Annotated in this window: 8 protein-coding genes and 2 pseudogenes; 3 read left to right on the forward strand and 7 right to left on the reverse strand. The window is 34.0% G+C overall.

What is annotated here, in order from left to right; all coding sequences use genetic code 11:
- Positions 1-121: 121 nt before the first annotated feature.
- The 7 genes and pseudogenes from BN4220_RS19705 to BN4220_RS04475 all read right to left on the reverse strand — a co-directional run bounded on the left by BN4220_RS19705 (position 122) and on the right by BN4220_RS04475 (position 14,338).
- Positions 122-3,805 (reverse strand): pectate lyase family protein, encoded by a 3,684-nt coding sequence (locus BN4220_RS19705; RefSeq protein WP_082812106.1) that lies wholly within the window; start codon positions 3,803-3,805, stop codon positions 122-124.
- Between the two features lie 453 nt (positions 3,806-4,258).
- Positions 4,259-5,269, reverse strand: coding sequence for a X2-like carbohydrate binding domain-containing protein (locus tag BN4220_RS20415; protein ID WP_242867758.1), 1,011 nt, complete (start codon positions 5,267-5,269; stop codon positions 4,259-4,261).
- Positions 5,270-5,293: 24 nt separating this feature from the next.
- Positions 5,294-7,213: pseudogene (locus tag BN4220_RS20420) on the reverse strand (glycoside hydrolase family 9 protein); the annotation flags it as partial.
- Between the two features lie 256 nt (positions 7,214-7,469).
- Positions 7,470-7,907: a cellulose binding domain-containing protein gene (locus BN4220_RS20670; protein ID WP_242867759.1), complete on the reverse strand. Its 438-nt coding sequence runs from the start codon at positions 7,905-7,907 to the stop codon at positions 7,470-7,472.
- 60 nt (positions 7,908-7,967) lie between these two features.
- Positions 7,968-10,199, reverse strand: a pseudogene (locus BN4220_RS04465) (glycoside hydrolase family 48 protein); the annotation flags it as partial.
- An 818-nt stretch (positions 10,200-11,017) separates the two neighbouring features.
- On the reverse strand, positions 11,018-12,103 hold the full coding sequence (locus tag BN4220_RS04470) for a GDSL-type esterase/lipase family protein (RefSeq protein WP_066714163.1): 1,086 nt from the start codon (positions 12,101-12,103) through the stop codon (positions 11,018-11,020).
- Positions 12,104-12,145: 42 nt separating this feature from the next.
- Complete coding sequence (locus BN4220_RS04475) at positions 12,146-14,338, reverse strand: alpha-galactosidase (protein ID WP_066715419.1); 2,193 nt, start codon at positions 14,336-14,338, stop codon at positions 12,146-12,148.
- Positions 14,339-14,724: 386 nt separating this feature from the next.
- On the opposite strand from BN4220_RS04475, the gene BN4220_RS04480 reads away from it, so the two are divergent.
- From BN4220_RS04480 to BN4220_RS04490, 3 genes are all read left to right on the forward strand, one after another.
- On the forward strand, positions 14,725-15,696 hold the full coding sequence (locus BN4220_RS04480; RefSeq protein WP_082812107.1) for an acyl-CoA dehydratase activase-related protein: 972 nt from the start codon (positions 14,725-14,727) through the stop codon (positions 15,694-15,696).
- 90 nt (positions 15,697-15,786) lie between these two features.
- The gene (locus tag BN4220_RS04485) at positions 15,787-16,899 is read left to right on the forward strand and encodes a 2-hydroxyacyl-CoA dehydratase (RefSeq protein ID WP_066715420.1); all 1,113 of its coding nucleotides are present in this window, start codon (positions 15,787-15,789) and stop codon (positions 16,897-16,899) included.
- 408 nt (positions 16,900-17,307) lie between these two features.
- Positions 17,308-18,261, forward strand: a complete 954-nt coding sequence (locus tag BN4220_RS04490; RefSeq protein WP_066714165.1) for an acyl-CoA dehydratase activase — start codon at positions 17,308-17,310, stop codon at positions 18,259-18,261.
- The last annotated feature ends 94 nt before the right edge of the window (positions 18,262-18,355 follow it).

An 18,355-nucleotide genomic window follows, 5' to 3' on the forward strand; every position in this document is an offset into this window, starting at 1 on the left:
CTTATAGTAAAGAACATCCATTATCTAGTTCCATAAATACAAATGAGCCAGATTGTCTAAAACAACCTGACCCATTATTTACTATATTTACGAAGATCTAGACAAATTTATAATCCGATTATTATTTATTATTTAAAGAAATATAATATAGATTCACATTTGTATCTTTCTTTGTAATCGAATGTGTACCTGCTGATAAATCAACTTCTAAGATACCATTACTAATTGCATAATCTGTTCCATCAATCGCTATTTTAAGATTACATCCAGTATTAAATACTAGCTTTAAAGTAGCATCGGAAGTTGTTGTAAATGAAATATTTGTTGCAGATTCCATTTTCAAACAAGTAGTTAATGTTAAATCCTTATAAGTAACAGTTCCTTTTGATGTTGATAAACTACCTTTCAATGTATAGAAATCGCTAACAAGTGCATCTGTAGTAAAGTTGTGTTCATAAACGAAAGTTTCAGTACCACCAGTTTCTCCACCGCCGATTTCTCCGCCACCGGTTTCTCCACCACCGGTCTCTCCACCGCCAGTTTCTCCACCACCGGTTTCTCCACCGTTGTTATCACTATTTCCACCAGATAACACACTTACAACAATATTTTCAGTTTTATTATCAGAGGAAAATCTTGCTCCGATTACTCCACCGTCTGTTGAAAATGTTCCAAATTGACTGGAAGAAGAAACAATTGCTACACCATTAGTATTAATAGTTCCATCTGCATTTCTCCATAGTTTATGGAAATCTGTTCCTACTGTAGGAATCGTAACATCGATAAAATCACCTGCTGTAGTACCAGTAGATATTACTTCGCCTCTTGAGGAAGAAGAACCGGTATTCATAACCTGTAAGGAAGTAACCTGATACCATTTACTACTATTGTATAAAACAAGATACTCTCCACTTAAATTAACATATTTATCTGACGTATTATTTGTTGTGTAAGAAATTGCATTTGCTACATATGCATTGCTACAACGATATAAGCTGAAATTATTTTTAGAACCGCCTAAATTATTATTAAAAGCAGTAGCATTGATAACCTTAATCGCACTTGGATTATTATTATCTGTAAAACCATGGTGTAAGTTTTCAATAGCAATACAATTAATAACTATATGTGGAGTTCCAACACCAGAACCACCAAGTTTAAATCCGTTTCCATCACAATTTGCGTTTGTAGTTCCATTTTCAGTAACACCATTTCTCATAGCAATACTATTCTTTATTGTAACAACACCAATTGGTCCTGTTTCTGTTTTTGCGAATAAATCCCAACCATCATCACTGTTGTTGTAAGATAAACATCCATCAAAAACATTGCCTTCACCACAAGTTAATTTTGCAGCAAATCCATCTGCATTTTCATAAGTAGCAGGATCGCAATTATTTTTAGAAGTACAGTTTAAAATTGTATTATAACTTGGCCAATCATTAAAATCTGTTACAGAAGAACTTGATCTACTAATTTGTAATCCTGTATCTCTATTGGAATCAAATACACAATTTTCTATAATATTATGACTTCCAGATAACATCATACCATTATCTGCAGCGCCATAAATTGTAATTCCGCCAACATACCAATAGTTCGCATTTAATTGTATACCTCTTGCATTAAGTGAAGTATCATTTGAATATGCTTGGGATGAAAAATCTAACGTTACTTTTGCACCTTTGCTTGCCTTTAAAACTTTATAGGCACTTGCTGTACCTGAATTATCTGCACTTATTGTAATCTGATGATCAAATACATAAGTACCTTCTTTTAAGATAATAGCTACACCATCAAGGGTAGAAGCATTTGCAATTGCTGTTTCTAAATCCAATGGACTATCATAAGTACCGGTTGCTGTAGAAGTTCCGGATGGAGAAACATATAGCACATTCGTAAATTCAGAATCCGCAATATCATATAGATTCGTTTTTGCTCCTGCAGATTGGGAAACTACTGGAGTTTCAGTAACTTCAGGTGCCTTCGTTGGTGCTACTGTTACGGTAGGCGCGACCGTTGGAGCTACGGTTACTGTTGGCGCAGTCGTTGGTTCTGGAGTTGCAGTAGGTGCTACTGTTACGGTAGGTGCTACTGTTGGTGCTACCGTTGGAGTTACCTCTGGACTAACAACGATTGAATTTCCACCTACGGATTTTAAATCAGAGGTGTAACTTTTAATTGCACTCATAAGTTCTGCATTAACAGCAGAAGATGTATCATCCACTGCATTATTAAAGGTCCAACTAAAATCTCCACCATTCATTCTTCCAGCGTAAGCTGTTACTTCTGCTTCTACATTTTCTGGAGCATCTGGAGTATAGTCATAGATCACAGAAGCATTTGTATCAAAATTATTGTATGTAGTTCCACCACTAACAGTTTTATAAGTATCTGTTACTTTTTCATTTCTTGAGGTAGCAAGATATGCATCAAATTGAGTTGCATCTTCCTGCGCATAGACAAGTCTTGTTGCACCTTCAATCTTATTATTGTAAGCTTTGATCATTCCGCCAGCTTCACCAGAGAAAGTACCAGTACTTCCACCATAAATATCAGTACCTTGAAGTGAGCTAAGCATTGGATATTTACAATTTCTAAAATAGTTTGCTTCTACAAATGCAGAAGAACCTTTCGTCACACCAACACCGTATTTCGAATTACCATCAAAATAATTATTATAAATGTGGATGGTACCTACACGAATACGTGGATGGCGTGAATCGGAATGATCAAACCAATTGTGATGATACGTTACAAAAAACTCTTTACTGTCACTCATACCACATAAGGATGATTTTCCAGAATCAAAGAAGTGGTTATAGGAAACTGTAACATAATTAGAAAATCCCTTTACATCACAAGAGCCATCTCCTTTTACTTGGTCAGCATCACTACCAGCAGCTCCGTATAAAATATCATTATTATGTACCCATATATTTTCATTGTTCGTATCCAAAGAAATTCCGTCATCTGGGAAAAGCATAAAACCAAGATTTCTCACCTCAACATTATGAGCATCTCTTAATAACATTCCCCAACCATATGCAGTTGCATCTTCACCAACACCTTCAATCGTTACATTATAGCAACCTTTTACCTGAAGATATCCGTTACTATTAAGTCCAGTAATATCGCTTCCATCAATTTTACCAATGATTCGGATAATAAGTGGTGTCTTATCATATCCTTTTTGTCTCAATGTTAAAATGTTTGCAAGGCCAGTAGCAGTTGTTGTGCTACCCTTAGAATTTGTAATAACATCTAATTGTACTGTATTTACAGTATCTGCAGTTACATAAATAATTTGTGCATTGCTTGGAACTGTTCCATCATCATTATATCCACCAGAACCTGTTCCCATTGGAGATTGCTTTGCAAATGCAAAACCTTCACGTACCTGTTCAGCTACTGAAATCGTTTCCGAAATAGCAAATGACGTAGCTTCGCTGTTATTGATAATCGGAACTACTTTAATTATGTAATTTCCTTTTTCCAACCCTAAAACATCTGCTCTACAATAGGTTGAATATTGTCTTATTAGATCATTATCAAGTTGCTTAAATTCAGCGTTTGAAGCATCTGCTGCTTTATAATATACGTTATACCCACTAGCCGTAGATATTGGTGTCCATTCCACATATGCTGATTCAAGCCATCCCCCCGATTCATTTAATATGATCTCATTTGTACTTCTCGTTGTTACGTTACTTGCTGCATTTACATTCACTTGCGAATAAAATACCGTTGAGGTTGCCAATAATAAAGCAACAACTTTTTTTAACCCTTCTTTTGTAGCCCTCATAAAAAAATCTCCTTATAAATTATTTTTTCATAATTAAGTAATTATTTTTATGTGGAATGTCATATAAGCGCTTACATTTTAATACTTAATTATGCATTTTTTAATATACTCTCATATTACAAATCATTCCATGGGATATTATGCCTATATTATACCTATTAATTATTTTATTTTGGTGCTTTTGTACAAATATTTTGTTTTACAAATTACAAGAGATTTTAAATTTTTTTATTACTTATTGTTTCATTGTGAAAGCACTTACATAAATTACTTGTCACAAAATGCAATTTACCTTTGATTTTTACGTAAAAAGGGACTGTAATACTAAATATTATGCATATGCTCCATTTACAAAAACATATACGGCAATATTTATAACAGTCCCTTTTACTTAGCTAGAATTTTTTAATTACTACTATTAATAATACCCCCTCAAAACATTTCATTTCATAACTAAGGTTCAACTCCCCATGCTAAATTCCCACCTACATATCCAGTCATCTTTTCCCAATCTACGTATGAAGAATTTGTGGAACTAAATGAATAATCTTCCGTTTGCGTATAATTAGTCCAATCTGCTTTGGAAAATCTAACTTGAACCTCAATACTTCCACCTGCTGCTAATGTACCAGCACCAGAGGTAAATCCTATTTCTAAATAATAGTCTGCATCTGTTTTTGCAAGATCTAATTTCACAAATTTACCAGTTACATTAGAACTCCCTGCGCTAGACCAATCACACCAGAAATTCTGTACTTTCTCACCATCAATCGTGTAATAATATCTAAGCACAACATCCGATAATGCAATTGCAGAAGTACCAGTATTAGAAAGTTTAATTCTAGGTGCAATTCCATTTGTAGTTGCACTCGTGTTACCATTAAACATTTGTATCTTTATATCTCCTGAAACAACAATTGATGAATCTTTCACTGTAACTGTAAGTGTAGCATCATTACCAGCACTAAATTGAAAGATTAAGTTAACCTTACCAATCGCTTGATTTGCTAAGTAAGAATTTAATATCGTAACCGTATTACCTGAAACAGTATAATCAACTCCTTGAGTTAATGTATTAGAACCATTTTTAATTGCAACGAATGAGTGATCATTTAAAGTGAGTATTACAACTATATCTTCTGGATTCGTAGCCCCTTTATCAAACTCGGCAGCAGTTAAAGAAATAGATGCACTTGGTGTTGAATCTGTTATTGTAATTGTTAATACTGGATCAGCTCCAGCACTAAAATCAAATGTTAGTTTTGTAGTACCAGTACTTTGTTTTGCTAAGTAACTCTTTGAAATTGTAACTGTATTTCCTGAAATGATATAATCTGTACCAGCTACCAAAGTAGTTGTTCCATTCTTAATACCATTAAACACGTTACCATTTAAAGTAACTGTAACTGGAATATCTGCCTGATTGCTTGTATATTTATCAAAGCTTGCTGTAGTAGGTGTAATTTTAGAATTCGTAGCTACATTACCAGGTTCAAAACCATATACTAAAGCACCAGCATCATAAACAGGGATGTAACTTGTCTTAACTGTTGCACCTGATGTAACACCTTTTAAATCAGCATAGGAATAATCATTGGAACTATCCCAAAACGTTGTATTTTGTGGTCCCGCAATTCGAAATTGAATTTCTTTACGATATGCTGATTGACCACCTGGATAAATTTTTGTTCCAGTAAAATCAACATTTACATAATATATGTTATTTGCTTCATCCCATGGTAATAATTTTGAAACTACTGCTCCCGCATTATAATTTGTTGTAACAGTAAAATTATCCTTTGTATAACCTAACTTAATGGCTTCTGTTATATCGATAAAATAATTAAAGGATAACTTATCTCCTACTTTTGCTGGCCAACCAGAACGATTGTTAAGATATGCTTTAATTTCAACAAAGTTAGGACCAGATGCATTAATTCCTGCTTCTACGAAAAATTCATCGTTTGTTACTTCTTCCATTGCAGTAAAATTAGCAATTGGTGTTCCACCATATGTTTTATATTGTTTAGCTAATGCACCAATGAATCCAGCGTTGTAATCACAAGCGATTTCATTGTTTACATAATTGCCAATATCATCGGTATAACTATCATCTTTGCCAGGTCCACCTACCAAAGCACCATAAATTGTATGTCTATGATTTGCCGGTTGAGACTGACTATCCGTCCAAGAACTATGTGCTGTTCTATGATGAGGATGTTCTGGTGAATTGGTACCGTAACCTACAACATAACTTCTACCTGTACTTCCAAGTGCATAATCTACTTGTTGTTTTGCAAACGTACGATACGTATCTGCCTTAGCTGCACTACAGCCTGACCAATCAGCATAGACTCCTGCTAAAAATGCTGTTGTTGTGGCATAACGTAGTGCGCCCCAAGAATCTAACCAAGCAAGTCCCTTTGGTGTGTAAGAAATACGATTTCCATTGTAACCAGTCGTCCAATAATCCAGATGCATTTCAACATTAGTTTTATATATTTCTTTATTGGTTATTCTTGCAAGAAGTACTGCTGCACCATAATGAACATCATCCCAACTGTGCCCCCATTTATAAGCAAGGGTTGAAGATTGTGGTTCTGTTCCCCAATTTGACACGTAAGTTTCTGCTTTTGTTAAAAATGTATTATCCTCAGTTGCAAGATATAACCAAGCACCTGCCCAAGATAGTTCATCATAAAATCCGCTATATGAAGTATAAAAACCATTTGCAGCTGTATATCCTTTGTCACTCTTAGTTGTTTCTGCAAATGCATATAATTCTTTTGCATGCTTTATGCAAGTTGCTGCATACGCAGGGTCCCTATCTTTAAATATCAAACCAGTAACTGCAAGCGCTGCTGCTGCCTCGCCAACAACAGAAGAGCCTGGATTTGCTAAGTCTACTTTATAAGAAGGTCTCTTCATTTGCATAACTTCTGCTGGTCCCCACCAAGAATGATCTAAGTTTCCATCACCAACTTGGTAATAGAATACATTTGGTTCTGGATGGCATTTAATCAGATAATCACTTACCCATTTGATAGCATCTAAAATATAATCAATCTGATCACTCTCTTCAAAAACAGCCTCTTCTTCATAGACTGCCCAAGCAAGCATTGCGGATGAATAAGCCATAGGAAGATTAAATTTTACATGATCTCCCGCATCATACCAACCACCCGTTAAATCAAGACCAACATCAGACCCATCTGTTATTCCTGAATCACCTCGCCAATTGTCTCTTTGATCCTCTGGTAATACTCCAGAACGTTGAAATTCATAAAACATAATTGCTTTTTGTAAAGCTTCTCCATAATTATAATTTGTCTCAGCCTTTGCTATCTTTCCAGGAAATAATGAAACTATAACGCTAAGTACTAACAATAAACTTAAAATCTTTTTCATAAATTTTCCTTTCTGGCATCCAATAATGCCAATATAAAACACAAGACTCAATTATCTTTTTATATGGCTGTCTCAAATTAGTTCCACTTAATTTTTTACATCTATTTTGTTGTAACTAAAATGTTACTCAAAAGCTCATTATCCAACGAAATAGCAGGAAATTATTAAAAGCTACTTTGAGACAGACCATACGATATTAAGCAAATAACCCCATAGTAACTATCACTTCTTTTCAGTGACTGTTTACTTTAATAATTTATTGAGGTTCCATACCCCATTCAAGTTTATCACCTAAATATCCTGTGATTTTCGCCCAATCGACATAGTTGTTATTCGTTGAGTTAAACGAATAATCTCCTGTTTGTGTGTAATTTGTCCAGTTGCTCTTTGAGAAACGTACTTGAACTTCTATGGATTGTCCTACTTCTAGATTTCCTGCACCATTGGCAAATCCAACTTCCAGATAATAATCCGCACCCGTTTTAGCGTTATCCATCTTCACGAATTTCCCAGTAACGTTGCTACTTCCAATTGTCGACCAATCACACCAGAAATTTTGTTCTATTTCTCCATCTATTGTATAATAATACCTTAATTTAACATCTGAAAGCTTTACAATGGTATCACCATTATTGTATAATTTGATTCGTGGTGCTATGCCATTTGTAGAAGAAGCGGTGTTTCCATTAAACATTTGCACTTTAATATCACCTAATTCAACTACAGAAGTATCCACTACAGTAACGGTAAGTACTTTGTCTATTCCACCACTAAAATCAAAAGTAAGTTGCACCTTACCTATTGGTTGTAATGCAAAATAGTCTTTGGATATGACAACGGTACTTCCAGTTACTGTATAATCCGCTCCATCTACAAGAGCAGTATTTCCATTTAGAATTCCATTTAATGAATATCCATTCAAAGTCATCTCTACAGAAATATCTTCTTGCTTGTCCGTTGCTTTATCAAAATCAGCTTTTGAAGGATTTATTGCTGCGTTTTCTACTGGTTGTGAAGGTTCTTCAAACAAAATTGAATAAAGTCCGTTTGCGATAGCGATATCACATTGAGCCCAGAATCTATGATAATTAAATTCAGGAGCAGTACCAGCATTGTATGCGTCAAGTACTTTTTGATAATCTGGATCATCAAGATATTTTGAACGAATATCTAAGAAGTTAACGCCAGCTACTAAAGCATCACCGTTTGGCATCGTACCATTAAATGTACTTGGTACATAAACTTCTTGTTCAAAAAATCTCTTATAGTCAGCTCTTGCTTCAGGAGCAGATAAGCCTTTATCATCTCTATAAAGATTCCACATACGATCAAGTAATTCTTTTGCAAGAACTCTAGCAGAATCATCACCAGATGCCTTACTATAATATAATAATGTATTAGCTAGAGAAGCTGTAATACCAAGATCGGTACCTTTACTTGTTACGGTTACATGTAAATTTGGATTACCTGTGTAAGTGCCTGTCCAAGTATCTGGTTGACCACTCCAATCGATATTGCTAGGTATCGCAAAAGTACCATCTGCATTAAGGTCTACAACTGTTTTAATCCATCCAACCCATTTATCCATTATATTCTTTGCTCTTACATCACCTGTTTGATAATAAAGTTCCGCAACACGTTGCATCGACCATGCTTGGAAACCAAACCATGTATTACTTCCTGGATCTGCATAAACAGGATTTTCTACATAACCCATTCCATAAAATGTTGACGTACCTGCTGGCCAAGCCTCATAACGGCCGTTGTTAGAGTTACTTGCTCCACCGGCAATCGCACCTTCTGAGGATTGAAGCCATTGATAAAATTCTAACTGTCTATCTAGACTCTTCGCCCAATCGGCTTGTCCATTTTGAGATGCCGGTTTAAATTCTTCCTCTTTTGCTAAAATCCAAGCTGCCATAGGATTTTGGTAACCAAAGTGATTATGACTACTTCCGATTTTCCATGCCCAAGCAGATTCAATTCCGCCACCCCAAGCATAATACCAAGACAATAAGTAGTGAGCTGAATCATAACCAGTGCCAGCAGCTGTGGAATTTCCTATTTTCCTAAAATATTTATCAAACATAGAATATCTTAGATAGTCACCCATTTTAGTTGCCTTATCAACATATGTATCAATGTTCACTCCATATTCAGCTGCCCATAGATTGGCCCAATAAGTAGCTTGAACTGCTCTAGCATCTGCATCTGGCGCATTTGTATACTTAAATTGTTGCGCATATGTTTTATCCCCTGTAAAAATATCAAGGAATCCGTTTACACCACCAAAATTCATTGCATCCCAGCTAGGTTGTGGTATTGTTTCCCAGGTAGACTCTTGTTCCCCACGTTGGAACGTATTGATATAAGATGGCTTAGAAGTTCCGTCTCCCCTAGAACCAAAACCATACCAATTGTCTACATCTAAAAGCCAATGCATTCCATAAATTGTACTTGTTCCATACGTAGAGACTAAATCATTACTAATTGGATCAACCCCTACTGCTGCAGTAAAATCAAGTACTGCTGGATATTGACTTGGATCTTGCCACTCAGGAGCATAGGTAGCTGGCTTACTGGCAGTATACTTACTCATACTTGTATTTGGCTGATCCTCTTCCGTTGGTATCATATATGTTTCCGTAACATCCCATGCTTTTTCAAATCCGGAGAAGTCACCTGTAAACTTACCATACATAGCTTCAAGCCACATATAATAACTTAGGGCTTCACTCGTTGTAACATGTCCATAATCTGGTGCCTCTACAATCAAAGTTTCAATGGAATGATAAGGGATTCCTTGATCGCTAAAATATCCGTTATTAGGATCATGTAAATCTCCCCACAAATCTAGAAACCTTTGCTGATAAGCATCTTCAGATGCAGCTAAAACCGCTAACTGCGGAGTTTTAGGTAGTAAACTAAATAAAATAGCAACTACTGCTACCGCTGCAGTAACTTTCTTACGAATGTGTTTTCGCATATGCTAACCTCCTTAAATGTTATGTGAGATACTATTATCCACACATCTCCCCTCAATATTTACACACGTTCAGATAGCCCGCATATTCCCAATGCAGATTCCTCCCTACCTATGCATGTATTGCTAAATCTGATATATATAAATTTAATTGAAGGTATAGGTTATATATTTGATAACACTTCTTCGCGTTGTTCTTTTATATTTCCTTAGTTTAAATTCCTTTATATTTATTTATTTTTAGTTGTATTTTTATACCAGATATTTATATTCAATATTCATAATTCCTTTCATTCTTTATTGCTTGAATTCTTTTTATCTTTAATCCTTATACCCTTTATTCCTTTAATTTTTCATTATACTTATTTCCTTCGGTCTATTTTTCTTTATTTCTTGTACTTGCTCTTTATCCACATTGCTTGTGCTTGCTGTTATTGCTTGTATAACTTGCCGAATAGCATCTATTGTTAAAATTTCATCTATTTTTATTCATATTGACTAAATTCTTAAGGTTTAATCTTGTATTTTCAATATATTCACATATTATCATTTTTGGTTTTTATTGTCAATTGTGTAAACTACATCATATTATTGGATATTATTGTTGAATTTATCAGAACGAAGTTATTGATGTTAAAAGAAAAAAATTGAAAGAATAAATATTAAGAAAAGCAAATTTATATATTCACCTAAAAAACCCCCATATACGCTGGTTTAAATCAAATTTTTATTACAAATCATTAAAACCAACACATATGAGGGTGTTAGAAAATTTGAGTTATTTTACAGCATTTTTAACAAAAAATAAGCTTTAAAATATTTTAATAATCTTCCCAAATTTCTTCTCCAAAGGTATTAATATACCTAACTAATTCATCCGACATCTCATCCGCTTCTGAAATGCGGATATGACCTGGGGTTCCACTACCATTTCTCGTATACATAAAATGTACAATTTTTTCATCATTGATATCTTTGCAAACACTAGCAATTGATTTATCCCAATCGGAATCGTGGTATAAAATCGTCGTTGCTAATATAATAAGTGCCTGCTCATACTGCTTTCTGATTTCAAGTACAAATTGTTTATAATGTTCTCTCCACTCTTTTGATAACGTCGAATCATAATCTTCTTTCATGTAATCCATTGGATGACTGTCATTTTGACCGATTGCAATGATTACTACATGAGGCCTATAATTTGAAAAATCGCATTTCTTTATCTTACCTAAATCCGGATGGTATTCAATTTTATCAAAGGTTTGCTCCATGCCAATATAATTCGGTGCTCCAAACCAACCCGTTTTCTCCCGAAGTGCAATGCCTCCTTGGGCTATATTATGTATTCTAGCATTTAACTTTCTTGCAGCCATCCAGGCATAGGAATACCAGCTATTTGAGTATTCACCATTATGCACTGGATCCACGCATCCAGTATATGAAACAGCCTCAGAAACCTCACCCGCAGAAACAGAGTCCCCATATACTTCAATTTTTCTTTCTGGCAATTTTGGTAATTTTAGTACTCTGGCATCATCATTTAAAATAAAGCCATGAAATGTTATCATATGACAAGAATCCATTCTTTTAAATAACAATAAGTTATGTTCCTTATCTTGTAAGCCTTTTGCTAATGTTAGACATTCAATTCCGTCATTTTTTAATAAAATTTTTTCTTGTTTACCATCCAAGATAAATCCAAGGTAATTATCCCAACAGCTATGATGATTTTGAACAATAAGCTTTAAAGTAGTCCCTTTAAATTTGAGACCAATGCTACTGCAAGGATAGACTAAGATAGGTGCTAACTTGTTATCAAAATCAATTCTACCGGTATACTGTAAAGAATTATGATCAGGAGATATAAATCTTTCCTCATTCCCAATAAACTGGCTAACTAAATTCATAAAATAGTCCTCCATGAATACGAATAGTTTTACTGCTGATTTTTATGTTTCTTCGATAAAATGCAATAGCTTTCCTTTAAAATCCCCCCACATATTCTGAACTAGTATTCCAGCATGCATTAGGGTGGAGCCGTAATACCTCTCATTTGTTTCTTCTAAGTAATACCATTTTGTTTCATTAAGCCCTTTTAATTTAATTTTACGACTATGGTAATTTGGCTTACGAAGTACTTGTATATATGTAACCAAAGTTTCTTTTTTATTTTTTGAAACCACTTGCCAACAATCAAATTCGTGATTCTCTTGATAAGAAGCGATGCGATAGTAATCCCCTTCTCTCACTAAGTCATTGTATTTATGATACATAGCTACTTGTGATGGGATCATTTCCTTGTCTTCCTTTGGAATCTTTAATACATCAAGTTCATAACCAAAGGTTCCAGCAAGGGCAACATATCCTCTTGTCTCAAATGGTGTCACTCTACCTACCGTATGGTTTGGACAATCACTTACATGAGCCCCTATGGTTGATAAAGGATACAGTAATGCAGTGCCCTCTTGAATCGCTAAACGTTCAATCGCATCGGTATCATCGGAACACCAAATCTGTGGACTGTAATATAGCATACCAGGATCGAACCTAGCACCACCTCCAGAGCAATTTTCAAGCAATAAATATGGAAATTCCTTTAATAAACGTTCTTGTAATTCGTAAACTCCAAGCACATAACGATGATATAACTCTCCTTGCTCATCTTTTCCAAGAGCAAAGCTTCCTAAATCGCTAAGTTGTCGGTTCATATCCCATTTTACATAACGGATGTTTGCACTTCTTAAAATGTTTGCTACTGACTCAAATACATAGTCCCTAACTTCTTTTCTTGAAACATCAAGCACATACTGATTTCTGCAAAGCCCTGCCACTCGATTTGGAATCTGGATTGCCCAATCTGGATGTGCACGATAAAGATCAGAATCAGGAGATACCATTTCTGGCTCAAACCAAATTCCAAACTCAAGACCTTTTTTATTCACTTGTTTCACTAGCTGATTTAGTCCACCTTTAATTTTTTCTTCATTGACTACCCAGTCCCCTAAAGAGCAATTATCGCTATTTCTTTTTCCAAACCAACCATCGTCCATAACTAACATTTCTATTCCTAAATTTACTGCTTCTTCTGCAATAGCAACTAATTTCTCTGTATTAAAATCAAAATAAGTTGCTTCCCAATTATTAATAAGAATTGGACGTTTTTTATTTTTATATGTACTTCTAATTAAATGTTTTCGATATAAATCATGGTAATTTCTAGTCATTCCACCAAGTCCATGTTCTGAATATACCATAGCTACTTCTGGTGCCACAAATTCATCACCACTGTTTAGCTTCCACGTAAATCCCTCTGGATGAATGCCAAGGGTTGCACGAATGCTATCAAATTGGTTTAATTCCACTTGTGCTAAAAAATTCCCCGAATAAACGAAATGGAAGCCATATACTTCCCCAATATCCTGTGTTGCATTTTTAGATAGTATCGCCATAAAAGGATGCTCTTGATGGCTGGATTCCCCTCGAATCGAACCAACACTTTGTTTTCCTAGTCTAATTGCTCTTCGCTGTATATGTCTTTCTCTTGCCCATGAACCATGAAGCGTTAACATGTCAAATTCATCATTGTCCATATCCATACATACAGAGTACACTTTCTCGATATAAAGAGAATCCTCCCCTACATTTTTTAAACGAACACTTCTTGTAATTGCGTCTACATCATGAAATACCGAATAACTTAATACAACTTCTAAGTTTAAAATGCAGTCATAGCAAGTAATCTCTAATGTTTCGCATGTATCCTCATTCCCAAACGTAGCAGGGAGCCCGTTTAAATGCGGTTTTCCCTTTAAAATCTGATGGGATCGATAGGATAAGGTACAAGCTCGATGTCCATTTTCCGTGCGCACCATCAAACTACTCTCTCTAAAATCTCCAATCCCTTGTGTGGAATACTCCATAGGAAATGTGTCAAGAAACGATAAGCGGTCCCTATTGTTTTTTGATGGAACAAATGGTGCTTCCTCAATTCTAGTTAGGTGTGATAAATGATAATCACTAAAGTTCTTCCCATAGTAAATGTGTGCAATAAAGCCTTCCTCGTCAACAATTCCAATTAAATACATCGTATTCTTTGTACATAATCGAAATATTCTTTCTTCTTCAAAATATTGTATCCCCATAATTAAACCAGCCTTCCCATACATTTTTTATTTTTACCCTTTACATTATTTGAGAATCACTGAGCAAGTACTTTTTTTCATAATTATACCAAATATGCACAATTAATGTCAATGTGAGCTATCATTCATTTTACATTTATTGTGCATTTTATTTTTATTTAGTTAACGATGTTGCACAAAAGTTTAGATACGCCTTTTTCATGAATTACATGATTGATATTAAATTGTTTACCTAAATAGGTTATAGGGATACGATTATCCATTTTTAATCCTATATCACAGAATTGTTTTATGATAATTCCATCTTTCTTACAAAATTGGAATAAAGTTGGAGAATAAATGGAATAATCCGTCTATATGATACCATAAAAAAGGAGTGACTAATTTTGAAAATCGGACTGCCCAGGGCTTTTCTTTATTATAAATATAAAAAATTGTGGGAAGTATTTTTTGAAGAACTAGGTTGTCAAATCGTAGTAAGCGAGGAAAGCAATAAAAAAATATTAAGCGATGGAATTAACCTTTCAATCGACGAAAGCTGTTTACCGTCAAAGATATACATGGGACATGTTCAATCACTTATTGGTAAATGCGATTATATTTTAGTTCCTCGTATCGCCAGTTTTGGTAAGGGTGAAATGGCCTGTACGAAGTTTAATGCAATGTATGACATTGTTAAAAATACGCTTCAAGGGATTCACCTAATTGATTACAATATTGATGTTAATAATGGAAACCATGAATTACAAGGTTTTCTTCATATGGGAAAAGTGATTGGCAAAGGTAATATAGAAACATTAAAGGCTTATATCAATGCAAAAAAACAGAATAGAATTTATCATAAAAGTAAAATAAGTCTACAAAGTAAGGTATTAGAAAGTAGTAAGCAAATGAAAATTCTTATTGTTTCACACCCCTACAATACCTACGACAAGCTCATCGGCTATCCAATTATCAAGTACTTAAAAGAATTAGACGTTATCCCTATTTATGCTGATTTATGTAACTCAAAAGAAAGTATAAAACATTCAAAAGAACTTTCAAAATGCTTATATTGGACCTTTAATAAGGAACTAATTGGAGCGATTGAAATTTATAAAGATAATGTTGATGGGATTATTTTTATCACTGCATTTCCATGTGGACCAGATTCTTTGGTAAATGAACTTGTACTTAGAAAATTCAAAGAATTACCGATGGCTAATATTATTTTAGATGAATTACAAGGAGAGGCAGGATTACAGACAAGAATTGAGAGTTTTATTGATATTATTCGAGCGAAACACACAATGAATGAGGCAACACATGAGGATAGTAAAGATTTACATCAAGGCAAGCTTGAGTCATCAATCATTTAAAATTGATCTTTGATTTTCGTACAAATAAATTTATAGAAAGGATTGCCACAAATTATTAGAGCCCTTTTGTTTCTGGCAATATACTGTGCAATGGATAAAAATACAGAAAAAATATTTAGCTTTCCCCATATGGCGAATTATCATATTCCCATTGAGTTTTTACTTAAATTGATTTTTAAAGACTCTAAAATATTAGTTCCCCCTCCAACTACCAAAAAAACTTTGGAATTAGGAAGCAAATACAGTCCTGATTTTGTATGTGTACCTTTTAAATATAATTTAGGAAATTATATTGAAGCCTTAGAAAACGGAGCTAATGTTTTAATTCAAGCAGGTGGCGGCTGCAGATTTGGATATTATGGCGAGGCACAAGAACAGATTTTAAAGGATTTAGGATATGATTTTGAATTCATCTATTTGGTTAATAACGCTAAAGTTAATATATTAGAGATGTATAAAAAGTGTAAGGAAATGGGCTCTAAATTATCCTTTCCCATATTTTCTTATTACATCTTACTAACGATTAGAATGATAAACATTATGGATAAAATAGATTTTTATATTCGTGAAAATATTGGATTTGAGGTACAAGCCAATAGTTTTCATAAACTTCAAGCTGAATTTTTTAATAAGTTGAAACTAACAACTAATTTTAAATCATTACATCGAACCTACAAAGAATATAATGAAAGATTTCATAACCTTAAAATTAATAAGCCAAATCATCCTTTAAAGGTTGGCATTATTGGTGAGTTGTATTCTTTAATGGAACCTTTTAGTAATTATTTTATAGAAAAAGAGCTTGCCGAGAAAAACATTGTAGTTAGCAGATATATTAACGTAACGTATTTGCTTTTCCAAAAAACAAGACAAAGGAAGAAAACAATAAGAGATGCTAACGGGTACTTAAAGTATGCAATTGGAGCTGATGGTACAGATAGTGTGGCAAAAGGTATCATGCTTGCAAAGAAACATTATGATGGCATTATTCACTTAAAACCCTTTGGTTGTACACCAGAAGTGAATTCGATGCCAATGTTACAAAATATCAATAAAGATTATAAGATACCTATTCTTTATTTTAGTTTCGATTCTCAGACATCTGAAACAGGTGTTAAAACGAGGTTGGAAGCATTTTATGATATGATTTTAATGAGAAAGACAAAGGAAATCTTTGAAAAAGATGAATCCTCCTACACTTAATAATGATTGAGTTATAAATTTTCAATGTTCCTAGAAATGACGTTAAATAGAGCTTAGTATTTAAAGTTACTGCCATATAATTCTTAGGTATTCTACGGATTGCTAAGTCTTAGGTAATTTAGGGATTACTATATATAAGTCTTAGTTAATTAAAGGGTTTCTATATTTATAAACTTTGGTAATTTAAGGGTTACTAACTTTATAATACTTTGGTAATTTCTTTATTAATATCTGTTTATCAATTTATTTAGATAAGGCACTGAAACAATATAAAATAAAAAATTAGATTAAAAGAAAATATGAGTATAGAAAGGTCTGCCACACCAACAGTTTGAAATGTAAGCTTATAATTCTTTCAACTTATTTTGTGGCAATATCGTATTCTTACGATATACAATGGGTATAAATATGAAAGTTGGTTATTTAGGCGTTGATATTGGTTCTATTTCTACAAAAGGTGTTATTATTGATGAAAATAATAATCTAGTTGCCCAAAATTATATTTGGACCGAATGTGATCCAATCAATGCTGTAAAAAATCTCATAAAAGACTTAAAGGAGCAAACAAAAAATCAAGACATTGTAATAAAATCTGTTGGAACTACAGGCTCTGCTCGTAAATTAATCGGTAGTATGCTAAATGCAAATATAGTGAAAAATGAGATTACTGCCCATGCAATAGGTACACTATCCGTGTTTCCTGACGTTCGCACGATTTTTGAAATTGGTGGACAAGACTCTAAAATTATTTTATTAGAAGATGGCATTGTTGTGGATTATGCGATGAATACCTTATGTGCTGCAGGCACTGGCTCTTTTTTATCTTCACAAACCAAACGTTTAGGTATTGATATCAAAGACCTTGGCGACATGGCACTAAAATCTCAAAATCCTACGAAAATAGCTGCAAGATGCACTGTGTTTGCCGAATCCGATTTAGTTCATAAAGCTCAAATTGGACATAAAAAAGAAGATATTATTGCTGGCCTATGTATGGCTGTTGTTACAAACTACTTAAACAATGTTGGTAAAGGGAAGAATATCAAAGCTCCGATTGTATTTCAAGGCGGAGTTAGTAAAAATGTAGGGGTAATCAAGGCATTTGAAGATGCTACAGGAGAAAAAATACATGTTGATCCTAACGCTCATCTTATGGGTGCCATTGGTGTTGCGATTCTTTCAAAAAATGCACAGACAAGTGAAGCATTTGATTTTGATATTGCCGATTTAAGTTTTGAAACGATCGGTAAAGAATGCAATAAGTGTGCAAATGAATGTGAAATTATTTGCTTTTATAAAGATAAAAAATTAATTGATGCTTGGGGGAATCGTTGTGAGCATGGGGCGGCGATTTTAACATAAGATAAAATTAAAAATTACTATTCAATCAGCGATTGCTCGTAACCGCTAGCTTAGCGGGTTTACGTTTATCGCGATAAAATAAACTCCCATAGCA

The sequence above is a fragment of the Clostridium sp. Marseille-P299 genome, assembly GCF_900078195.1.
In the GTDB taxonomy this organism is placed as follows: domain Bacteria; phylum Bacillota; class Clostridia; order Lachnospirales; family Lachnospiraceae; genus Lachnoclostridium.